We start from the raw sequence: 21669 nt of genomic DNA, 5'->3' as shown, positions 1-21669 counted from the left end.
AGGCCGCCCACCCGTGTACGGACACATTGGCTTGGTTTCGAACGGTCAGGCCAGGACCGTCGCCGGCTTGCCGTCGGTGAGGTACCTGTCGGCGAAGCCGTTCGCGCGGTCTGCGTTCATGAGGTCCATGTATGCGGCCATGCCGCCCATGTAGAAGTAGTTCACGACCGGCTTTCCGGGAACATTCGAGCCGTTGATCCACGAATTCACTTTCGGGAACAGAGTCAGCGCCGCGCTAGCGTCACATGTCTCCACCCACTCGGCCTCGGCCTGAGGTGAAGCCTCGAGCGTCGAAGCTCCTGCGTCGATCGTGTGCTGGATCGCGTCGGCGATCCAGTTCACCTGCGCTTCGTGCACCGGCGGTTGGTTGGTGAAGGGTCCCATCGGTCCGTAGACCATGTACATGTTCGGGAACCCGGCTGTCATCACGCCCATGTACGTCGAGGTGCGCTCATGCCACTTGTCCTGCAGGGACACACCGCCGCGGCCTCGCTGCTCGATGCGCAGCTGATTGCCTGAGACCGCATCGAATCCGGTTGCCAACACGATGACGTCCAGCTCGTATTCGTCGTTCCCGGCAAGGATGCCGTTCTCCGTGAGCTTGATGATCGGATTCGCTTTGACATTCACGAGTGATACGTTCTCGCGATTGTAGGTCTCGTAGTACTCGTCACAGCACAGGGGGCGCTTGGCGTAGATCTCGGTGGGCACCAGGAGATCCGCGACGGCGCTGTCTGTAACTGTGCTGCGGATCTTCTCCTCGATCACGTCGGTGGCAGCCTTGTTTGCGACCAGGCTCGTTCCGACGTCGTTGTACGCCTTGAACATGTACTGGAAGCCGCCACCGTCCTCGTAGGTCTCCGCGAATCGGGCGCGACGCTCTTCGGGGTCCGCCTCCTCTGCAGAGTCCGCGCTTTCTGGAAACCCGAAAGCAGTGACCGAGTACAGCAAGTCGTGGTGGTATCCCTCATAGTCATCCTTGATGCGCTGCATCAGTGCGGGGTCGATCGGGCGGTGACGAGATGGCACGACCCACTGCGGTGTGCGTTGGAAGACCGTCAGATGCTCCACAACGGGAGCGAGCTCGGAGATCACCTGGATGCCGCTAGACCCGGTGCCGATGACGCCCACTCGCTTGCCGCTGAGGTCGACGCCTTCGTGGGGCCAGCGTGCGGTGTGGTAGATCTCGCCGCGGAAGTCCTCTTGGCCAGGGAACTCGGGGCGGTTCGTTGCGGACAACAGACCTACCGCTTCGATGAGGAACTTCGCGGAGAACACCTGGCCCCTGTCGGTGCTGATCTGCCAGCGTTCGTTCTCCTCGTCGAAGACGACGCTCTGCACCTGAGTGTTGAATTGGTAGCTCCGACGCAAGTCATAGCGGTCCGCGACGTGGCTGAGGTACCCGAGGATCTCAGACTGTCGCGGGTAGCGCTCCGACCACTTCCAGCTCTCGTAGAGATCACGGTCGAAGAAGTAGCAGTACGCGTTGACCTCGGTGTCCGAGCGCGCCCCCGGGTAGCGGTTCCAGTACCAGGTCCCGCCCACATCGCCTGCGTTGTCGAACGCCTGGACGCTGAGCCCCAGATCGTCGCGAAGCTTATGGACGGAGTACAGGCCAGCGAAGCCACCTCCAATGACGACGGCGTCAATTTCGATCGCTTCCGAGTTGGCAACACTGCTCATTGTCGGATGTCCTTTCATGTCTCGGATTGCACCGGATGAGGGTCTCGGCCGGGGCGGCAATACCGCTGGTGGGGCACCATCCTCCGCTTTGTCCCGCATGGTTCCGGTGGGTCCCGGCCGTGTGCAACGATCATGACCCGTTCGGTGCCGACGAGGTCTGGGACGTCCGAAGATGGGACAGCGCCGGTCGCACGTGTTCGGAAAGACTGCTGGGGTGTCACCAGCAGAAGACCTCCAGAAGACCCAGTTTGTTCCGGGCGAGCTTCGTCACCGGGCGGCAATCAGCGGCATCGGCCTGACCGCCTTCGGCCGTGACCTGGGCCGAAGCGCGCTGGAATTGCAGACCGACGCCGCCTGGGCGGCGCTGGATGATGCCGGTTGCGGGCCGCGCGACATCGATACGATCATCACGGGCTACGCGACGACGGTGCAGCACATCATGCCGGCCAATCTCCTCGCTGAGCAGCTCGGAGCTCACCCAGTGCGGGCATTCGGGATGAACGTCGGCGGCGCGACGGGCCTGGCAATGGTTGCGGAAGCTACGAGGCTGCTTCGCTCTGGTCACGCGCAACGCGTTCTCGTGGTCGGTGGCGAGAACCGGGCAAGCGGCCAGAGCCGCGATGCTGCTATCGCGACCCTCGCGCAAGTCGGCCACGCCACCCATGAGGTGCCGCTGGGGGCGAACATCCCCGCGTACTACGCGTTGCTCGCATCTTGGTATCTGCAGCAAACCGGCGCTACGCGCGAGGATCTCGCATCCCTCGCAGTCGTGATGCGTGCGCATGCAGCACATAGCCCCGGAGCGCAATTCGTCAAGCCGATCACCGTGGAGGACGTGCTCGGGGCACTTCCGATCGCTGATCCGCTCGGCTTGCTCGACTGCTGCCCGGTGTCGGACGGGGGCGCGGCCATCGTGCTTGAGTCCGGTTTGAGCTCAGCCCGATCGGTCGAGGTCGCCGGGATTGGGCAGGCGAACCTCCATCAGCACGTCACTGAAGCCGAATTCGGACACTTCGGCGCAGCGGAGAGCTCACAGAACGCCCTCGTGGAGGCCGGGGTGTCGTTGGACGACGTCGATATCTTCGGCATCTACGACAGTTTCACCGTGACGCTGGCGATTCTGCTTGAGGAGATCGGGATCGCGCCCGAGGGCGGCGCGGGGAAGATGGCTGCGCAAGGAGCCTTCTCTGCGGATGGGCAGTATCCACTGAATCTGCACGGAGGCCTGCTGTCCTATGGGCATTCCGGAGTTGCAGGCGGGATGGCTCACCTCGCGGAAGTTGTCTCTCAGCTGCGTGGCGAAGCCGGCGCACGCCAGGTTCGGCGAGCAGCTCCTGACAGTGCGCCCAGGCGTGGACTGGTCCATGCCGATGGTGGCGTGCTCTCTGCGCACGTATCTCTGGTCGTCGGCGGCGACACCACTCAAGCGGCCACGGGGAAGGTCAACCACCATGAACGATGAACGCGACTGGACAGACGGCGGAACGGTGCTGCAGGGCCAACACTGCCGGAGTGGGCACGCATGGTATTTGCCGCGCCGACGTTGTCCGTTTTGCGGAGGCGCTGCGGAGTGGTTTGAACCGTCCGGCCGCGGCCGCATCTTCGCGGCAACCACCGTGCATCGGCGCGCAGACGGCGGTGAAGGAGAGATAGGTATCGCCTTGGTTGACCTCGATGAAGGAATTCGGATCATGGCGCGCTGCGCGCCAGGGACCACTATCGGTGCTCGCGTCCGGGTATCGCCGCAGGAAGACAACTCGTCCGGCCGGATGGTGCCGGCTTGTGAGGCCGAAGCATGAGCGCATTGCACTACTTTCACAACCCTGAGTCGATCGCGGTCATTGGCGCTTCGAATGATCCCGACAAGATCGGCGGGCGTCCCATCGCGTACATGCGGCGGTACGGATTCACCGGGAATCTGTATCCAATCAATCCGAACCGGCCGGAGATCCAGGGGCTGCGCGCGTATGCGAGTCTTGACGAGCTGCCCGAGATCCCGGATGTCATCGTGGTGGCGGTCGCTGGGGCAAGCGCGGTCGCGCAGATCACGCGAGCAGCGCAACTCGGTGTCAAAGGCTGTGTGATCATGTCCTCCGGGTTCGGGGAGACCGGCGACGAGCAGGGCCTGGCGTGGCAGCGCGAGATGATTGCCGCAGCCTCGCAAACGGGGATGAGGCTCGTGGGTCCGAACGCTCAGGGTCTGGCGAGCTTCCACTCAGGCGCGGTGTTGAGTTTCTCCACGCTCTTCACGGAGCAGCCGCCCGAGGACGGCCCCGTCGCTATCGTGAGCCAATCCGGTGCGATGTGCTCCGTCCCGTACGGTCTCCTGCGGGAAGCGGGAATCGGTGTGCGATACGCGCACGGCACCGGTAACGACATCGACGTGACCGCGGCCGAACTCGCTGCAACAGCCGTGGCGGACCCCGCCATTCAGCTACTCCTCATGTACCTCGAGGACTTCAGCGACTTGGACTCGATCGCGGAAGTGGCGCGAGTTGCGCGCGAACGTGACGTGCCGGTCGTGGTGCTCAAGGGCGGTCGCAGTGAGGCTGGTCAGAAGGCGGCGGCCTCGCACACAGGCGCGCTAGCCACCGAGGAGCGGGTCGTGGACGCGTTCCTCGAGAAGCACGGAATCTGGCGAGCGCGAAGCACCCATGACCTCGTTGCCGCGGTGCCGCTCTACCTGCGACGGACGCGGCCGCGTGGTGAACGGTTGGCCATCGTGAGCAACTCCGGCGCGATCTGTGTCCTCTCCGCTGACGCGGCCGCCGACAACGGCCTGTCCCTTGCGACGCTCTCCTCTGACTCGCGCACGCGGCTCAGGGCCGATCTGCCGCACTTCGCATCGGTCGACAACCCGATTGATGTCACCGCGGCGCTTCTCACGGACAGTTCATTGTTCGGGAAGGTGCTGCCTGTTCTGGCGGACGACGATGAAGTCGATGCTGTCGTGCTCGGGATTCCGGTCGCCGGCCGCGGCTACGACGTCGACCGATTCGCCGCCGACGTAGCAGAATTCGAAGACTCCTCGGGAGTCCCCGTTGTACTGGCCGTTCCGCAGAAGAGCGTGGCGCAGGTGTTCAAGGACGCTGGCGCGGTCGTCTTCGCCGATGAATCGCAGGCTGTGGGTGCGCTTGCGCAGTACTTGCGCCACCATGAGCGGATGAGGAGGGCAGCTGCACGCGGTACGGGCGCAACGCCGCGGAGGTCACGTGACGAGGGTCCGCGGGTGGTGTTGAACGAGGCGCGGAGTCTCGAGATGCTCGCTTCTGTCGGGGTCCCCGTCGTTGAGCACGCCGTCGTGAACTCGGCAGCAGATGCGGCCGCCGCGTTCTCCGCACTGGGCGGCAACCCTGTGGTCGTGAAGGGGTGCTCATCCGAAGTGACCCACAAGTCTGAACTCGGTCTTGTGAAGGTGGGGATCTCGGACTCTGCATCAGCGACCCGCACGGTCCAGACGATGCTCGACAGAATGGGGCAAGCGGGCGTCGCCAACGAGGGTGTGATCCTGGCGACGATGGTCGAGTCCGTTCATGAGGCGATGCTTGGTGCTCGCCTCGACCCGGTCTTTGGGCCAGTCGTGCTGGTCGGGGCCGGCGGGATCTATCTCGAAGAGATGCCCGACGTTCAGTTCCTGCTACCGCCGTTCGATGTCGACGAGGCGCTCGCAGCAATTGGGCGGCTGCGGATCTCTGCCGTGTTGGGGGGCGCGAGAGGAAGGCCGCCTGTGGATGTGCGGGCATGGGCCGAGGCCGCGGTGCGCGTTGGTGAGCTCATGCTGGATGGCGACCGGACGGTTCTCGAGCTCGATGTGAACCCCCTGATGCTCTTGGCTGCCAAGGGTAGGATGCAACCTGCGGTGCGTGCCGTCGACGCCGTCGTCATCCTGGAGGGGGCGACGCAGTAGCGTGTGCGGCGATGTCCCCATGATCCGAACACGGCGTCGCGGAATACCTCGACGCCGTGTTCGTGTGACTACCCGCTGATGGGACTCATCCGTCGCGTAACGCCCGATACTGGGTGACCGCCCATGCGGCCTCCCACTCGTCGTGCGGAGTAGTTCCCGAGAACGGGGCGCTGATGGTCGCCGCCAATTGTGCTTCGTCGCGCTCGCCCGACTCCAGTTCCTGGAGCAGGCGCTCCGCAGCCAGCGATGGCCAGTCAACATAGCCGCGGTCATCGGCCGTGTAGAAGGTCGTCCGGTCAGGCGGAGCGAGCCGAGCTCGCTCCGCGAACCGAATCGCCAGGTCGGGGTTGGAGGTGAAGAGCCGCCCGAACGCCACCGCATTCAGAGTGCCGCTGTCGATGGCGGCGGTCGCCGACTCGGCGGTGTAGCGGCCCGCAGCGATCAGCGGATGCGGATAGCGCGCCCGGGCCCACCGCGAATCAATGCCGTCCGCGTGGCTGCTATGTGACTCGGAGCCAGAGATTCCGGGCTCGACCAGATGCAGATAGGCCAACCCAAATCCCCCGATGACCTCCAGCACGCGCGTCCACAGCTCATACGGCGTCGAATCATGCATGCTCTGGAATGTGCTGGCGGGCGAGATTCGAATTGCGGTGCGCCCCGCCCCGATAGAGTCGACGACCGCATCGAGAACTTCGCGAAGGAATCGTGTGCGGTTCTCGACGGAGCCGCCGTATGCATCGGTGCGGTGGTTGCTACCGTCTTGGAGGAACTCATCGATGAGGTAGCCGTTCGCGCCGTGCAACTCCACGCCGTCGAATCCCGCTGCGATCGCATTGCGTGCGGCTGTTGCGTAGTCCCGGACGACTCGCGGGATCTCGTCCGACCCAAGAGGACGCGGTACGGCTGACGGGACCATCCGACCGTCGAGTTCGCGGTCCTTGCCGATCGCGATGGCCGACGGGGCAACAGGGGCGACTCCACCCGGCTGCAGCGCAGGATGTGAGGCTCGGCCGGTGTGCCAGAGCTGAGCGACGATAAGACCGCCTCGGCTGTGAACCGCATCCGTCACCGCCTCCCAGCCTCTCAGCTGTTCGTCCGTCCACAAGCCCGGGAGCCTGCGGTCTCCAATGCCTTCGGCGGAGATACAGGCTCCCTCGCTGATGATCAAGCCAGCGTCAGCACGCTGTGCGTAGTACAGAGGTGCGCTGGGGGATGGCACCGCCGCCGCGCTTGCACGTCGTCGCGTCAGCGGTGCCAGCACGACCCTGTTCCGCAGGTTCAATTCGCCGAGAGTGACCGGCTCGAGTAGTGCCATTGCGGCGGATCCTTTCGATCTCTGTTGATGCCAGGGTGAGACCAGCTGATCGGATGTAACCTCAAACGATCGTCCAGCCTCCGTCGATCACGTAGGCGGCCCCATGGACGAATGCGGATTCCTCGCTGGCGAGGAAGAGCGCGAGGTTCGCGATTTCTTCCGGTTGGGCATGACGACCTGCGGGCACGGCGTTGATGGACTCGATGACCGCCGCATCGCCTTCGGCAAGGATCTGCCGGGTCATGCTGGTCTCGACGGCCCCCGGACAGATTGCATTGGCTCGGATTCCGGCGCGGCCATAGTCTGCGGAGAGCTGCTTCGTGAAGCCGATGACGCCGTGTTTGGCTGACGTGTAGGCGGCTCCACCTCCCCGCGCCACGAAGCCTGCAATGGACGACATGTTGATGACGGTTCCTGCCCCCGATTCCAGCATCAGCGGCAACGTTGCCCGAGTCATGAGGAAGAGGCTTTTGAGATCCACCCCGAGAATGCGATCCCAGAGCTCTTCGCTCGTGTCGAGGAGCGGAGCGTAGCCGTCGAGGATGCCTGCGTTGTTGACGAGCGTGTCGACTCCGCCCAGGGCCTGAGAGCTTTCCGCCACCGCAGCGTCTACCGAACGCGCGTCGGACACATCGACTGCGACCGCACGTGCCGTGCCGCCATCGGTGGCGATGAGAGCGGTGGTCTCCTGCGCGGACTCAGCATTGAGATCAAGCACGGCGACCGCGGCCCCCTCGGCTGCGAAGCGTCGCGCTATCGCTCGGCCCATGCCGGAACCCGCACCCGTGACGATGACCTTTCGCCCGCTCAGTCGTTCGTTCATACTTCTTGCCCTTTCGCCGGAATTTCGCTCATCATCGGGAGATGCCGCCCAGGGAGATGTACTTGATGTCCAGATACTCGTCCATTCCCCAGTGCCCTCCTTCGCGCCCGACACCGCTCTCCTTGACCCCGCCGAACGGGGCCTGCACGGCAGAGATGGTTCCGTCATTGGCGCCCACGGTGCCGTACTCAAGCGCCTCCGACACACGGACGACGCGGTTGACGTCCTTCGTGAAGAAGTACGCGGCAAGGCCGTAGGGGGAGTTGTTGGCGCGCGCGACGACCTCTTCCTCGGTGTCGAATTCGAAGACGGGAGCAACCGGACCGAACGTCTCTTCGCGCGCGACGAGCATGTCGTCTGTGACACCCGTCAGCACGGTCGGCTCGTAGAAGTTCCCCTTGGCGAGCGCGGCCGACTCGGGTCGGCGACCGCCGACCACCAGCTGGGCGCCGGCTGCCACTGCATCGGCTACGTGCGAGTGCACCTTCTCCACCGCCGAGTCATCGATCAGCGGCCCCACCTCCGTTCCCGCGCTGGATCCGTCTCCGATACGAAGCGCGCCCATCCGATCAGCGATTCGCCTCGTGAACTTGTCAGCGATGGACCTCTGAACGTAGACGCGGTTGGCGGAGACGCATGTCTGTCCCATGTTGCGCATCTTGACCGCGATGAGCTGCTCGACTGCGTGGTCGAGGTCAGCGTCTTCGAAGACGATGAACGGCGCGTGGCCGCCCAGCTCCAGCGATACGCGCTTCATCGTCGCGGCGCCTTCGCGCATCAGCACCTTGCCGACTTCGGTTGAGCCGGTGAAGGAGACCACTCGTACGCGTGGATCAGACATCAGGGCGTCGCTGACGCGCGATGCCCGTGAGCTGGTCACGACCTGCAGGACCCCGTCGGGAAGTCCTGCTTCCGAGAAGAACGCTCCGATCTCCAACGCTGACAGCGGGGTGAGCGCGGCCGGTTTGACGATCATCGAGCAGCCGGCTGCCAGCGCGGCACCGAGCTTGCGGAGGATCTGCAGTGATGGGAAGTTCCAGGGCGTGATTGCCACGCTGACTCCCGCCGCCTGCTTGATGGCGGTGATCCGCTTGTCGGGGCCGGTGGACGGCACCGTTGTGCCATATGTTCGGCGAGCCTCCTCGGCGAACCAGTCGATGAAGTCCAACCCGTAGGTCAGTTCCCCCACTGCTTGCTCGTGGGGCTTTCCATGCTCGAGCGTCATGATTCTCGCCAGTCGCTGGATATCGGAGCGCGCGATGCGTGCCGCTTCGCGCAGCACGCGTGAACGTTCCAGGGCCGGGGTACTGGCCCAGGCAGGTTGCGCCGCGTGGGCACCATCGATCGCGCGGGTGGCGTCAGTTGCGGATGCATCGGCGATGCGCACGAGTTCGCTGCCGTCTGCGGGGTTGTGCACCGCGAAGGTGGCGCCGTCCGCTGCGTCCTGCCAAACGCCGTCGATGAAGAGCTGCGTGCGGTACTCGGTCATTGGTATCAACTTCCTTGTCGTGGGCGATGCGCCTGTCAGCGACATTCGCAGTGGGGCGTGGGGGAGGGCGAGAAGGTGATCGACGCCCGTGCGACGGTTCGCGACTCGCCGTCGCGGATGGCCTCTTCGATTCGTTTGAACGGGTGTGCCGTCTTGGTGAGTGCGGCATACGGATACTTCATATGGGTGTGCTGCAGGAAGGCGAGGGCCTGGTGCAGATACCAGGGGTCGTAGCGGAGAACTCCGTGGATGATCAGGCTCTTGCGGGTGATGATGCCGGGAGAGACGGACACCTCGTATTTGGGTCCGACGTTGAGATTCCCCACCGACACCACTTCGCCGCCAACTCGCGCGAGCGCCAACGACTCGGGAAACGCACCGGCGGCCCCGGTCACCTCAAGGACGACGTCAGGACCGATGCCGTGGGTCAAGTCGAGCACTCGTTCCACACGGTCCTCGAGCGTCGTGTACTCTCGCATGTCCACGACGTCGTCCGCGCCGAACTGCCGCGCGAGGGTGAGTCTGTCGGCCAGGCCGTCAATGACGATCACCCTCGCCCCGCGCTCTTTCGCGACGGCGGCCGCGTAGAGGCCGAGGCCGCCTGCGCCTTGGATGACAATTGTGGTTCTTTGCCCCAAGCGCGTCTGGTCGAGCGTGAACAGCATCTGCGCCAGTCCGCAGTTCGCTCCGGCGACGATCTGATCGTCGAGTTCGTCGGGAACCACGAAGAAGTACTGGTCCGGATGGACGACATAGTGCGTTGCGAAGCCGCCGCGGAAGTGCGGCGGAACATCCGGATTCTGAGACCACTCGCGGAGAGCGTTGGCGCACATTCCGAAGTCGCCCCGCAGGCACCGCTCACATCGCCGGCACGTGACGTAGTACACGGGGACAACCCGGTCCCCGACTCGTACAGGTTCCCCCGAATTGTCTTGCGTGACTCCATCACCGAGGGCTGCAACTTCTCCGACGAATTCGTGTCCGAGGACGGCCTCTCGAAGGGCCGGGCTGTCGCCGTGGAACTGGTGAATGTCGGACCCGCATACGTTCGCGCGGCGGACTGCCAGGAGTACAGCTCCGGGAGCCGGATCCGGGACCTCGTAGGTCTTGATCGCCAACTCACTCGGTCCGACAACCGTCGCCAATGTGCCTTGCATAGCTCGCTCCTTCGCGTGCATCGCCGAGATGTGGCGGCGTCGCAACGACGATGCTAGGCGGAGCACTTTCGCCGCGACTGTCCCGATTCGCTACAGCGGAAGCCGACGGGAGGGCCTCTCCTTGAGCTGACCCAAGATGGGACACGGCCTTCGTGCGGGCTGGGGAAAGACTGGCTCAGTCAACTGTTCGACGCACGTCCCAAAGGAGCGACACATGCGGACACATGGCCACGCCACGAAACTCTGGGCACTGGATTCGCCCACCCTGACCGTTCAGTCTGAGACGCTGTTGTACGGAACGAGCGGCGAGGTGACGATCCCGGTGCCTTCGTTCCTCATCGAGCACCCTCGAGGGCTCGTTCTGTTCGACACCGGGATGCATCCGGACGCGATCACCGACCCCGAACGCGTATACGGGGCGCTCGCGGCCGACCTCGGAATCGGAGGAACGGTCGACCAGCGTCTTGACCGTCAGATCGAAGCGCTCGGCTATCGTCTCTCGGACGTCACTCACGTCATCTCCTCGCACGGCCACTTCGACCACACGGGCGGCCTCTTCCTCTTCCCTGAGGCGAAGCACTACTTCGGCGAAGGGGAGCTTCGCTATGCCCATTGGCCTGACCCCATACAGCGCTTCGTCTATCGCCCCGAGATCCTTGAGACAATCGCGACTCTCGACACGCGCGAAGTGCCCGGTGATCTCGATCTGTTCGGTGATGGCGCGATCACGATCCTGGCCACGCCGGGCCATTCACCTGGCGAGACGAGCCTGGTGGTTCGGCTGGCGTCGAGAACGTTCATCCTGACGGGCGACGCGATCCACCTTCGTGCGGCGATGGACCAAGAGTTCCATTTCCCCATCGATGCCGACACGCACTCCGCGCTGCGTTCACTTCGTCGTCTGAAGCGGCTGAAGGAGTCGCTGGACGCGACTATCTGGATCAGCCACGATCCGGACGATTGGGCTGAGTTCGCTCACGCTCCCGGCTTCTACGAGTGAGCGGGCCGACATGCTGATCGTCGATTATCGCTGCGTTGCGTGCGGGATCCTCAGCGAGGCTTTCGTGGAGACGCCTGTGCCCGCGCGAGCTTCATGCCCGCACTGTGGCGGGGTGGCTCGCCGCAGATGGAGTTCGGCGGGTCTCGTGTCGGGTTCTCGTCGCTCTGCGCCCGCTTCGCCGGTATCGCGTGCTCAACGGCGACCGCTGTGTGCCACGGCACCAGACGTTCCCGGACTCTGCCACATGTCAGAGTCTGCGGGTCGTGCATGGATCGCTCGGGCTCGAGGCGACAACCGCGCGCTGGACACGGAGCTGGCGCGCCAGGAGAGTGCGGCCAAAGAGCAGGTGCCTACCGTCGCTGACGCGATATCTCATGGGCATCACCATGCCGAGACAGGCGTCACATCTACACATCTGCATTGAGGGAGGGCGCTCAGTTGGCAGCGTCGGACATCAGTCCGTCCGACGCTGCCAACTCCTCGTCTAGAGGAAGAGGCGCTCCTCGTCGAGTCGGTAGCCGCTGATCTTTCGGTACAGGGTCGATCGTGAGATGCCGAGCATCTCGGCAGTGAGTACCTTGTTGCCCTCGCAACGAATGAGCGCGTTGACGATGCCGTCTACCTCCAGCTGCTCCAGCATCGTGAGGTCCCGACGTCTTGCATACTCTGCGATCGCAGGAGGAAGCCTATCGATGGTGATTTCGCTGCCGCGCCCCAGAGCGAAAACCCCGCGCATGACGCTGTGAAGCTGTCGCAAGTTTCCCGGCCACGGGGCTCGAGACAGTGCGGTGAGCGCGCCGGGCGTATAGGTGATCGACGTGTTGGGCATATAGTCACGTTCAATCGATTTCAGGATGACGCGCATGTCCTGGCGGCGTTCTCGCAGGTTCGGCATGTCTATGCGCCCAATAGCAAGAACGTCCAACAACTTCTGTTGGCCGGCCGACAGAAGCGCTACGCCCTGCGCCGCCGATGTGCCGTGTATCAGACCACGTTCGAGAAGATCCGGTGCGGCGCTGAGTCGTTCTGCAAGGTTCTGAGCGTTGCTGCTCTCCAACTGGTCGATGTGTCGGATGATGATCGGAGACTGGCCCGCGAGCGCCGTGGTGATGCGATCCATCCATCCGCTGGCATCGGTGTGTGTTTCTTGCGCATCGAACACGGTAGGGACGACTCGCGGAGCGAGGCGATCCAGCATGTGCTTGATCAGAGTGAGTTTTCCTGACCCTGGGGCTCCGAAGACCACCACCGGCAACGAAGCTCTCATGGCGGACTCTGCCTGCTCCCGTGCGTACACCCACGCCTGGCTCGCCCCGGGCAGCGATTCGGAGAGCGGCTGCCACGCCGGTGCTGCGGCGCGGGATGGCGGTTCCTCAACTGCGCGCACCTGACCTACGACCTCGATGATCGCCCCGATGACTTCGTCGTCGAAGATGACTGCGGAGCAGGCTAGTTCGGTTCGGGCTTCCTCGGTATCCAGGTGAACGATCCGATCGGGGTGAGAGACACTCACGGCCTCGGACACGAGCAGCCAGAGGGAACTCTTGTCTACGAACCGGAGGTACTCCGTTGCGGAGGGGTTCTCCATATAGATATCTCCCCCGACCACGGCTACCGGTCGCCGACGGCCCGCAGCGACGAGGTACGCGTCGAAGAGGACACGCTCTCGCATGCTCGAGAGGTTCAGCATTTGCTGGCCGACTTCGCGCGCGGCACGACCGATGAGACCCGGAAGAATCGGACTGGCGTCGGCCACAAGGCCGGTCAGAGTGACGACGCCCTGGAAACGATTGTTTATTGGGTTGTAGATCGGCGCGCCGACACACGCGAAGTCACTGAGCGCGTCCGAGAGATGCTCTGCCCCGACAATCACCCCCGCGCGCTTGGCCGTTGCCGTCGTGCCGATTCCGTTGGTGCCCACGTCTTCCTCGGCTCCCGAATGACCGGGTGCCGAGCCGATGCGCTCCATCCGACGCGCAAACTCGGCGTCTGGGCTCCAGGTCTGCAAGATGCGGGCATGACGGTCCGCTACGAGCAGGCTCGAATGGCGTAGGCCCAGCTCTTGTGCCAGATTCGCCAGGATGGGACGCGCGGCGCGAAGGAGTACGGAGTCGCTGACAATCGGCGACTCGAACGGCAGACGGGCACGTCCGGAGCCGCTCCCCAGCAGTCTCGAACGTTTCCACGACTCAAGAACGACGGGTCGTACGAGATGCTCCATCCGGTCGTCTAGCCTGCCGGTGCTGAGGAACGTCGCACGAACTTCATCGAGTTTCGTGACGGTTGCGGCCACGGGTGCCTCCTCGCTGCTGAACACATCCTCGTGATCAGCGGCTTCGCGAATTTGCTGATGTGAGCATACGCCTGTTGCGAGCCCACTGAAGCTGCGGCTGCGACTTCGCTACAAGCCTGTGTCTTTTCGGTGGCGTTGAGGCGGTCTGTCCCGATTTGGTACATGCCCTCCGAATGCGTGTGCTCGGGGGGCATGATCGTGCATCAGTCACCCGATCCACCAAGGAATGGCACCGGTGCTGCCCCGGCAACGGGCACGAGCAGGAATGCAAAGGAGGATTCCGCGTGTCACAGTCGACTTCGCCAGAGACGGCATCCACGGTTACTATCCGCGTGCCCAAACGCGGAATTTCCTGGACACCGCTCACAGTGATCGTCGTTGCCAACGTCCTATTGCTGCTGATTCTGCAGTTCGTCGTTGGGCAGAACCTGTTCGAGCCGCGCACGCTTGCCACCCTTACGCCGCTACTCGGAGTGATGGTGCTGATCGGACTCGCGCAGGCGTTCGTGATCGGCACGGGTGGCATCGATCTGAGCTTGCCCGCGGTGGTCACCCTCATGGGAATCGTCATCCTGGGGGAGTCGGCCGGGGAGAATGCGCGGCTTCCCCAGGCTCTGCTCGTCGCCGGGATCGTGTGCGTTGTGGTCGGAGTGCTCAACGGCATCTTGGTCGAAGTTGTGGGGCTGAACGCCCTTGTGACAACGCTCGCGACGGGGCAGCTCGTCACCGGAGCGACGGTGATCTATCGGGAGAGCGTGAATGTCACCCGCGTCCCGCCTGCGTTGTATGAGTGGGCCCAGGGAAATGTCATCGGCGTCAGCGTCATCCTGATCGTTGCGGCCGCGCTTGCGCTCGTCATCTTCATCTCCGTGCGCCGCGTCGTCGTCGGGCGGGAATTGGTGCTTGCCAGCGCATCGTTGCGGGCAAGCACACTCGTCGGCCTGCGTTCGCTCGTGCTGCGAGTGTCAGCGTGGGTGGTCGCCGCCCTCATCGGCGGGATGGGGGGCGTCCTTCTTGCCGGTCAGATCGCTTCGCCGGACATGTCCCTGGGAAGCCCGTATCTGCTGTCGAGCATTATCGTCGTCGTCCTTGGTGGGGCGGTTCTGACCGGCGGTCGCGTCGGTCCGTTCGCCACGATGCTCGGAGCCACATTCATCATCCTCCTGGACCACGGGCTGGCCGTCCAAGGATTCTCATCCGGCGCGCGCACGCTCGTCCAAGGGCTCGTCTTGGCCCTCGGCCTTGCCGGTGTCGCTCTCTTGCTGAAGCCCCGCGCCGCGCGAGCTCGCCCCAGCGACATCACCCCGCCGAGTAGCGGCAGATCTGCGCCCGGCACCGCAACGTGATCGGTTCAGCCGACTCGTCCAAGCCACGATCCACCCACCAAGAGAAGAAGGAAATGTGATGACAAGGTACTCACGACTGACGCGCCAAGCGATGATGCTTGGTGCCGCAACCATGGCGCTTGCCTTGACGCTTGCTGGCTGCAGTTCGTCCGGAGGTTCCGACGGCCAAGTCGAGATCGACACCTCACAGGACTACGACGTCGCCGAGGTTCAGGCCATCGTCGACCTGGCGTTCGGAACTGAGGTTCCTATCGACGAGTTGCCGGCGGAAGCGGTCACCGGTTTCGCGCGTGCGACGATCGAGCTGACGGATGAACAGGTTCAGACTGCATTGGATTGCTGGAAGCAGCCCGAATGCACGATCGGAGATGGGCCGTTGCACGTCGGCATCTACAACGCCGTCGACAACCTCTGGCAGACCGCAGCGGTAATGGATGTCATCCTGCAGGCACTGACCTATCCCGAGATCGGCAAGATCTCCTACTCCTTCGTTGCGGATCTGCCCTCGGCCCAGTCCGCCGTTCGCAGCCTCGCTGCCGATGGTGCCGACATCATCATCGGCTACAATGCCTTCGGGTCGGCGATGGCGCCGGTGTTCACAGAGGCGCAGGCTGCGGGTGCTGTTGTCGTCACGTACACCGGTGAGACCCCGGATGTCGACGGTGGCGTGATCAACAACCAGGTCTACGCGCTGGCGTGCGATGCCGGTACCGGCATGGCGGATGTCACGGTCGATGACTTGGGCCTGACCTCGTCGGATGACATCGCGTTCTTCTTCGGTACCCCCGGCAATCCTCAGGACACTCTTGTCGAGGGGTGCCTCGCCGACCAGCTGGTAGCGCTCGACGGTCCGCAGATCGGCTTCGAACAAGACACCGACTGGTCACGCCCGGGTGTCGCAGCTGCTGCAACGGCCCTGATCGCCTCCGGAGTCCCGGCGAAGGCCGTACTCAACACCTACGCAGACCCGGTTCCGCAGCTCATCAGTGCGTACGACCAGGCAGGTGTCCAGGTCCCGGCGATTCTCACATGGACTGAGATGAATGAACTGTTCGGCATTTGGGAAGAGCGTGTCGGCACCGACGCCGAGTTCCCGCTCTACTACACAAACGCCCTCGTCAACCAAGCGAGGCTGGCGCTGACGAACGCAGTGGGAATCATTGCCGGCGACGACATTCCTGATCGCACGCCGCTTCCGTTGCCGATCATCAAAGCCGAGCCGGGAATCTATCAGGCCGACCTTCCCGGTGACTTCCCGGGGTGGAGCGCCCTCATCCCCGAGAACGTCATGGCGGGAATGCTCGAGTAGATGATCCGTAGCTGACACCGGCGGGGCAGCAGCCTGCCCCGCCGGTGCAGCGGACGAGATCTCATCGCGGATGAACAAGGAAGGTACGATGACGAACCTCAGCCTGGTCGCTACCTCTACCGGCATGGCGGCCTCTGACATTGCGCTTGAGGCGACCGGACTCACCAAGCAATACGGTCCGGTTCTTGCTCTTCGGGACTTCTCTCTGACCCTTCGGGCGGGCGAAGTGCGTGCGCTCGTCGGAGAGAACGGGTCGGGGAAGTCGACTTTCGTTGGCATGGTCAGCGGTACCGTTATCCCTACGCGCGGCTCACTGCGCGTAGGACAGACGCGGCTGACCCGACACCGACCGGTCGAGTCGCAAAGCGTCGGGGCGCTCACGGTCTTCCAGGACGGGTCGCTTCTTCCTTCGCTGAGCGTGGCCCAGAACCTCTACATCGGCACGCCGGCGGATCAGAGGCCCAAGTACGGGAAGATCGACGAGTGGGCTTCGCAGCGCCTGTCGGAGTACGACATGGACCTGGATGCCCGGCTCAAGGTGTCACAGCTTGCTTCCGGAGATCGCCAGCTCCTTGAGATCGTGCGTGCTGTCATGGCTCGCCCGAGAGTGCTCATGCTGGATGAGTCGACATCTGCGCTCGACTCCGCCGGGGTGGACCGCGTCCTCGATTTGATGCGCGCCGCGGCGAGTGGGGGCGCGGCCGTCCTTTTCGTGACTCACCGGCTCTCAGAGGTATTCCGAGTTGCCGATGAGGTGACAATTCTGCGTGATGGGAGATTCGTCGGCGATTACTTCGTGAGTGAGGTATCCCCGGAGGACATCGTCGAGTTGATGGCCGGCACCAAAGTCGACATGGAGTTCCCGACGCGCTCGCCGCTGGACTCTCGATCGGCGGATGTGCTCCGCGCGGAGCAGCTCACCGGCTGCGGATTCGGTCCGATCGACCTTTCGCTGAAGGCCGGGGAGATTGTGGGAATTGCGGGTGCCGACGGCAACGGGCAAGAGGACCTGCTACGGGGCCTGGCGACTCTCGGGGTGACCGCGGGGTCCGTCACGCTTGAGGGCAAGAACCTGACAAACTATCGCGCGGCCGCATCGGCGGGGATCGTCTTTCTCAGCGGCGACCGCAAGAACGAGTCGCTCTTCCAGGCCCTCACGATCAGAGAGAACCTGACCGCGGGCGTGCTGCGCACCCTGTCGCTCGGGGGAGTCGTGCGCCTCGGCGCGGAACGGTCCTTCGTGCAGCAGAAGATCCGCGATTTCGGCATTCGGCTGGGGAAGTCATCCGATCTCCCCTCATCCCTCTCGGGGGGAAACCAGCAGAAGATTGCGATCAGCCGCGCGTTGGCGACGGGGCCAAGGGTCTTTCTCGTCGACGAGCCGACTCAAGGAGTCGACGTCCGATCTCGTATGGACATTTATAGGATGCTTCGCGCATGCGCCAACGACGGCAACGCCGTTGTGTTTGTGAGCTCCGACGCGTCAGAACTGGCCGGGCTTGCGGATCGCATCCTCGTCATGTCCAGGGGGCGCATTATCGAGGACATGCCGGGCATGGGCTCTGACGAGGAGAGCATCGTCGGCGCATTCGCGGTGGAGTCGCGCGTCGACGCGGAGTGGGAAGAGCCGGGTCCGGGATCCGGAGTCGCGTCGGCGTCTCAGCGCGTGGATACCGGGGAGCCTGTGAACGCGGTTCCACCCATCGGTGCGGGCGAGACGGCTGAGCCGCCGCCGAAAGCGGTCATGCGCGGCCGATGGTGGCGCAACGAAGAGACGGTGCGCCTGGGCGTGTTGGCGCTACTGATCGTCGCGATCTCTGCGGTTGCCGCCCTGCAGAACGCATCGTTCCTCAGCGAACTCAGTCTGCGAAACGTCCTGACGATCTCGACACCCTTGGCTGCGGTTGCAATTGCGCAGTACTTCGTGCTCCTCATCGGAGGTATCGACGTCTCCGTCGGAGCGACGATGAGCCTGAGCGTCGTCGCGATCTCGTACCTCGTTCAAGCCGAGAACGTCTTCGGATCGTTCATGTTCGCGTTCGCCGTCTCGATTGCGCTGGGACTCCTCGTTGGCCTCGTAAACGCGTGGTTGGTCGAACGGATGAAGCTGTCCGCTGTCATCGCGACCATAGCGACTCTGGGGATCGTCGCGGGGGTTGCGCTCACGCTTCGGCCAACGCCAGGCGGAACTCTGCCTTACGAGCTGATCAGCGCCCTCACCCGATCTGTCGGGCCAGTGCCGATCGCAGTAGTAGCGATGGTCATCGTGGTCATCGTGGGTGACATCGTGCTTCGCCGGACCGGCTTCGGCATACGCGTCCGTGCGGTCGGACTCAACGGCCATTTCGCGAATCGGCTCGGCATTCGAGCTTCGATGGTGCGTGCCGGCGCGTATCTCCTGTGCGGCGCACTCGCTGCCATTGGCGGCGTGTTCCTCGCATCACAGGTGGGAATCGGCGATGCCACCGTGGGTGATACCTACACTCTCTTGGCCATCGCCGCACCGGTCATCGGGGGCGCGAGTCTCCTGGGAGGGCGCGGAACATTGGCCGGGGCACTGTTGGGCTCTGTCCTCCTTGCCCTCCTGCTCACGCTCGCGACGACGCTCCGGATCTCTCAGGGCGCAAACCTGATCTTCGTCGGCGTGGTCACGCTGCTCGCGCTCCTGACCTTCGTGATACGCCCTCCGAAGTCAAGGTCTTCCCGGTGATCCGGGCTTCACTTTCGTGTGGTGTGAGCGAGGAAATGGGAACCACGATGGCCTACGCAAGCTCCGGGAGCTCCCCGGAACCGGATCGGGACGACGCGGCCGCCGCATACCGCGGGGAGCAACCATTCGGGATGGTGGACGACCTCGTCGTTGAGGGAGCCCTTCGCATAGACGACGATGATCGTTTCTGGGTTCCGCAGTCGCGCGACGTGCGATTCAAGCCCCTCGTGCTTTCGGTCAGTCAGGGCTACTTCGTGAACATACTCCGAGTACGAAGGCGCGGGATCTTGTCTCGCCACCGGCATGCCGGCCCGGTGCAGGCGGTCGTGCTCCGTGGCCGATGGCACTACCTGGAGCATGACTGGTGGGCGGAAGAGGGCTCCTTCGTGTTCGAGCCGCCGGGTGACATCCATACTCTTGAGATACCGGACGGCGTGGATGAAATGGCGACGTTGTTTCACGTCACCGGCGCGTACGTCTACGTCGACCCCGATGGCACCCCTACGGGCGTTGAGGACGTGTTCACAAAGATTGCGAATGCGCGGGCACACTACGAGCGTGTTGGTCTGGGGCCCGACTATGTTGAGCGTTTCATCCGATGATCTGATTCGAGGCGAACATGAGCGGTGTGATCGTGTACGGCAAGCCTGAGTGTCCGGACTACGGACGCGTGCGGGAAGGATTCACGGAAGCGGCGATCGACTTCCACTTCATCGACGTGGCTGCGGATGGCGATGCCGCCCGGGAAGCTGAGCGATTGTCGGGAGGTGTGGCGACTCCAGTCGTCCTCCTTGAGGATGGCACCATCGCCGTCGAGCCGGACAACGCTGAGATCGCTCGGCTCATCCATAACGTCGGACAGAGTTAGCAGCTCCTGCCGTCGCGCACCGCGCGTTTGCCGGCATGGAGTTTCTTGACACACGCGAGGTTCCCAATGCGAGCATCGGTCCGCGATGTCAATCTCTGACTCAGGCGAGCTCGGCGATCCGGTCGGCGGTGAACTCGCGTTCGTCACGCACGTGAATACGTAAATCACGTCAGACTGCGGTACTGATCTCTCTCTGCGGGGTATTCGCCAGGCACCCTTCTCAGCCCGGAAAGCCTCTGGCTTTGCGGAGAGGTGATATTTCGGCTCGAGCGGCGTGCAGACGTCCTTGAGACGCTGGCCGATCGCCTCTAAGGTGTACGATATACGTACGCATGTTCGCAATACGAACGGAGACTCGATGATCGACAAATCCGTGGCGGATGCGGCGTCCGCCGTCGCCGACATCCCCGACGGCTCGACCGTCATGATCGGCGGCTTCGGGCGTGCCGGGCAGCCGGTTGAACTCATCGACGCGCTGATCGCCCACGGTGCCCGCGACCTCACGATCGTGAACAACAACGCCGGCAACGGGGACGTCGGCCTCGCCGCGCTCCTCGCCTCCGGCGCTGTCCGCAAGATCATCTGCTCCTTCCCGCGCCAGACGGACTCCTGGGTCTTCGACGGCCTGTATCGCGACGGCAGGATCGAACTTGAGCTTGTGCCGCAGGGAAACCTCGCGGAACGCATCCGCGCGGCCGGTGCCGGCATCGGTGCCTTTTTCAGCCCGACCGGCGTCGGCACAGAGCTGGCGCTTGGCAAGGAGTCTCGCGAGATCGATGGGCGCTCCTACGTCCTGGAGTATCCGATCCGCGCGGACTTCGCGCTCATCAGTGCCTACCGCGCCGACCGGTGGGGCAATCTCGTCTTCCGCGAGACCGCGCGCAACTTCGGCCCGATCATGGCGACGGCGGCCACGACGACGATCGTCCAAGTCGACGAGGTCGTCCCCCTCGGGACCATCGACCCCGAATCGGTCGTCACGCCGGGACTCTTCGTCGATCGCGTGGTCACGGTGGGTGAGCGGTCATGGCTGAGCGCGGGGGAGTTCGTCGGCGGGGTGGACATCGACGGTCGTCCGCTCGGCGCGGCGGGAACGGAGCAGGTCCGATGACAACGCGGATTTCGCGCGAGGAGCTCGCGCGGCGCATCGCCGCTGACATTCCTGAGGGATCTGTCGTCAACCTCGGCATCGGCGCCCCCACGCTCGTCGCGAATTTCCTGCCGGAGGATGAGGAGATCCTTCTTCATACCGAGAACGGGCTGCTCGGCATGGGCCCTTCACCCGCTGGGGGGAAAATCGACCCCGACCTCATCAACGCGGGCAAGCAGCCGGTCACGGCTCTCCCGGGCGCGGCATTCTTCCACCACGCGGACTCGTTCGCGATGATGCGCGGTGGCCACCTGGACGTCTGCGTCCTCGGCGCCTTCCAGGTCGGGCAGAACGGCGATCTCGCGAACTGGTCGACGGGTGCACCCGGCGCGATCCCCGCCGTCGGAGGCGCGATGGATCTGGCGATCGGTGCGAAGAGCGTCTATGTGATGACCGACCTCCTCACCAAGACGGGCGAGTCCAAACTCGTTCAGGAGTGCAGCTACCCGCTGACCGGGGTCGGGTGCGTCACCCGGGTCTACACGGACCACGCGATCTTCGACGTCTCCCCCGACGGGTTCGCCGTGCGGGAGGCCTTCGGCGAGAACACCGTCGAGTCACTTTCGGCGCTGACAGGTCTGGCACTCGTCGATGCGACACGAGAGGATGCCTGACC

At 64.0% G+C, this 21669-nt stretch carries 17 protein-coding genes; 11 read left to right on the top strand and 6 right to left on the bottom strand.

Annotation, left to right across the window (positions count from 1 at the left end):
* Positions 1 to 45 precede the first annotated feature (45 nt).
* Complete coding sequence (locus ACQVDU_RS06810) at positions 46 to 1683, bottom strand: flavin-containing monooxygenase (RefSeq protein WP_443476622.1); 1638 nt, start codon at positions 1681 to 1683, stop codon at positions 46 to 48.
* A 214-nt stretch (positions 1684 to 1897) separates the two neighbouring features.
* Here ACQVDU_RS06810 and ACQVDU_RS06805 point away from each other — a divergent pair, with 214 nt between their 5' ends.
* From ACQVDU_RS06805 to ACQVDU_RS06795, 3 genes are read left to right on the top strand one after another with little or no spacing between them, the layout of a single operon-like run.
* Entirely contained in the window at positions 1898 to 3145 is a 1248-nt protein-coding gene (locus ACQVDU_RS06805) for a thiolase family protein (protein WP_443476621.1), read from the top strand.
* Positions 3048 to 3482 (top strand): Zn-ribbon domain-containing OB-fold protein, encoded by a 435-nt coding sequence (locus tag ACQVDU_RS06800; protein ID WP_443476620.1) that lies wholly within the window; start codon positions 3048 to 3050, stop codon positions 3480 to 3482. The genes ACQVDU_RS06805 and ACQVDU_RS06800 overlap by 98 nt, the downstream gene beginning before the upstream one ends.
* A complete protein-coding gene (locus ACQVDU_RS06795) occupies positions 3479 to 5590 on the top strand; it encodes an acetate--CoA ligase family protein (protein WP_443476619.1) in 2112 nt (703 codons plus the stop codon). Before ACQVDU_RS06800 ends, ACQVDU_RS06795 begins: the two co-directional genes overlap by 4 nt.
* Positions 5591 to 5675: 85 nt before the next feature.
* On the opposite strand, the gene ACQVDU_RS06790 is transcribed toward ACQVDU_RS06795, so the two are convergent.
* The 4 genes from ACQVDU_RS06790 to ACQVDU_RS06775 all read right to left on the bottom strand — a co-directional run bounded on the left by ACQVDU_RS06790 (position 5676) and on the right by ACQVDU_RS06775 (position 10377).
* A complete protein-coding gene (locus tag ACQVDU_RS06790) occupies positions 5676 to 6908 on the bottom strand; it encodes an alkene reductase (RefSeq protein WP_443476618.1) in 1233 nt (410 codons plus the stop codon).
* Positions 6909 to 6969: 61 nt separating this feature from the next.
* The gene (locus ACQVDU_RS06785) at positions 6970 to 7731 is read right to left on the bottom strand and encodes an SDR family NAD(P)-dependent oxidoreductase (RefSeq protein ID WP_443476617.1); all 762 of its coding nucleotides are present in this window, start codon (positions 7729 to 7731) and stop codon (positions 6970 to 6972) included.
* 31 nt (positions 7732 to 7762) lie between these two features.
* Positions 7763 to 9220 carry an NAD-dependent succinate-semialdehyde dehydrogenase gene (locus ACQVDU_RS06780; protein WP_443476616.1) on the bottom strand — a complete coding sequence of 486 codons (1458 nt, stop codon included), beginning with the start codon at positions 9218 to 9220 and terminating at the stop codon, positions 7763 to 7765.
* A gap of 35 nt (positions 9221 to 9255) precedes the next feature.
* Positions 9256 to 10377: a zinc-binding dehydrogenase gene (locus ACQVDU_RS06775; protein ID WP_443476615.1), complete on the bottom strand. Its 1122-nt coding sequence runs from the start codon at positions 10375 to 10377 to the stop codon at positions 9256 to 9258.
* Positions 10378 to 10591: 214 nt separating this feature from the next.
* On the opposite strand from ACQVDU_RS06775, the gene ACQVDU_RS06770 reads away from it, so the two are divergent.
* Positions 10592 to 11377 carry an N-acyl homoserine lactonase family protein gene (locus ACQVDU_RS06770; RefSeq protein ID WP_443476614.1) on the top strand — a complete coding sequence of 262 codons (786 nt, stop codon included), beginning with the start codon at positions 10592 to 10594 and terminating at the stop codon, positions 11375 to 11377.
* 484 nt (positions 11378 to 11861) lie between these two features.
* On the opposite strand, the gene ACQVDU_RS06765 is transcribed toward ACQVDU_RS06770, so the two are convergent.
* The gene (locus ACQVDU_RS06765; protein WP_443476613.1) at positions 11862 to 13670 is read right to left on the bottom strand and encodes a sigma-54-dependent Fis family transcriptional regulator; all 1809 of its coding nucleotides are present in this window, start codon (positions 13668 to 13670) and stop codon (positions 11862 to 11864) included.
* 284 nt (positions 13671 to 13954) lie between these two features.
* Between ACQVDU_RS06765 and ACQVDU_RS06760 the strand changes: the two genes are divergently transcribed.
* From ACQVDU_RS06760 to ACQVDU_RS06730, 7 genes are all read left to right on the top strand, one after another.
* Positions 13955 to 15016: an ABC transporter permease gene (locus ACQVDU_RS06760; RefSeq protein WP_443476612.1), complete on the top strand. Its 1062-nt coding sequence runs from the start codon at positions 13955 to 13957 to the stop codon at positions 15014 to 15016.
* A 58-nt stretch (positions 15017 to 15074) separates the two neighbouring features.
* A complete protein-coding gene (locus tag ACQVDU_RS06755; protein WP_443476611.1) occupies positions 15075 to 16325 on the top strand; it encodes a substrate-binding domain-containing protein in 1251 nt (416 codons plus the stop codon).
* A gap of 88 nt (positions 16326 to 16413) precedes the next feature.
* A complete protein-coding gene (locus tag ACQVDU_RS06750) occupies positions 16414 to 19035 on the top strand; it encodes an ATP-binding cassette domain-containing protein (RefSeq protein WP_443476610.1) in 2622 nt (873 codons plus the stop codon).
* Between the two features lie 23 nt (positions 19036 to 19058).
* Positions 19059 to 19637: a 2,4'-dihydroxyacetophenone dioxygenase family protein gene (locus tag ACQVDU_RS06745; RefSeq protein WP_443476609.1), complete on the top strand. Its 579-nt coding sequence runs from the start codon at positions 19059 to 19061 to the stop codon at positions 19635 to 19637.
* 17 nt (positions 19638 to 19654) lie between these two features.
* Positions 19655 to 19903: a glutaredoxin family protein gene (locus ACQVDU_RS06740; protein WP_443476608.1), complete on the top strand. Its 249-nt coding sequence runs from the start codon at positions 19655 to 19657 to the stop codon at positions 19901 to 19903.
* Between the two features lie 358 nt (positions 19904 to 20261).
* Complete coding sequence (locus ACQVDU_RS06735; RefSeq protein WP_443476607.1) at positions 20262 to 21014, top strand: 3-oxoacid CoA-transferase subunit A; 753 nt, start codon at positions 20262 to 20264, stop codon at positions 21012 to 21014.
* Complete coding sequence (locus ACQVDU_RS06730) at positions 21011 to 21667, top strand: 3-oxoacid CoA-transferase subunit B (RefSeq protein ID WP_443476606.1); 657 nt, start codon at positions 21011 to 21013, stop codon at positions 21665 to 21667. Before ACQVDU_RS06735 ends, ACQVDU_RS06730 begins: the two co-directional genes overlap by 4 nt.
* Positions 21668 to 21669 lie beyond the last annotated feature (2 nt).

Source organism: Microbacterium sp. F2 (assembly GCF_052274505.1).
Taxonomy (GTDB): Bacteria; Actinomycetota; Actinomycetes; order Actinomycetales; family Microbacteriaceae; genus Microbacterium.
The sequence above is the reverse complement of the archived record's forward strand: the minus strand, read 5'-3'. Positions and strand labels throughout refer to the sequence as shown.

Bases quoted from the DNA above. Each gene is read 5' to 3' on its own strand.
- ACQVDU_RS06810 (WP_443476622.1), bottom strand. From the start codon at position 1,683: ATGAGCAGTGTTGCCAACTCGGAAGCGATCGAAATTGACGCCGTCGTC.
- ACQVDU_RS06800 (WP_443476620.1), top strand. From the start codon at position 3,048: ATGCCGATGGTGGCGTGCTCTCTGCGCACGTATCTCTGGTCGTCGGCG.
- ACQVDU_RS06795 (WP_443476619.1), top strand. From the start codon at position 3,479: ATGAGCGCATTGCACTACTTTCACAACCCTGAGTCGATCGCGGTCATT.
- ACQVDU_RS06790 (WP_443476618.1), bottom strand. From the start codon at position 6,908: ATGGCACTACTCGAGCCGGTCACTCTCGGCGAATTGAACCTGCGGAAC.
- ACQVDU_RS06785 (WP_443476617.1), bottom strand. From the start codon at position 7,731: ATGAACGAACGACTGAGCGGGCGAAAGGTCATCGTCACGGGTGCGGGT.
- ACQVDU_RS06780 (WP_443476616.1), bottom strand. From the start codon at position 9,220: ATGACCGAGTACCGCACGCAGCTCTTCATCGACGGCGTTTGGCAGGAC.
- ACQVDU_RS06775 (WP_443476615.1), bottom strand. From the start codon at position 10,377: ATGCAAGGCACATTGGCGACGGTTGTCGGACCGAGTGAGTTGGCGATC.
- ACQVDU_RS06770 (WP_443476614.1), top strand. From the start codon at position 10,592: ATGCGGACACATGGCCACGCCACGAAACTCTGGGCACTGGATTCGCCC.
- ACQVDU_RS06755 (WP_443476611.1), top strand. From the start codon at position 15,075: ATGACAAGGTACTCACGACTGACGCGCCAAGCGATGATGCTTGGTGCC.
- ACQVDU_RS06750 (WP_443476610.1), top strand. From the start codon at position 16,414: ATGACGAACCTCAGCCTGGTCGCTACCTCTACCGGCATGGCGGCCTCT.
- ACQVDU_RS06740 (WP_443476608.1), top strand. From the start codon at position 19,655: ATGAGCGGTGTGATCGTGTACGGCAAGCCTGAGTGTCCGGACTACGGA.
- ACQVDU_RS06735 (WP_443476607.1), top strand. From the start codon at position 20,262: ATGATCGACAAATCCGTGGCGGATGCGGCGTCCGCCGTCGCCGACATC.
- ACQVDU_RS06730 (WP_443476606.1), top strand. From the start codon at position 21,011: ATGACAACGCGGATTTCGCGCGAGGAGCTCGCGCGGCGCATCGCCGCT.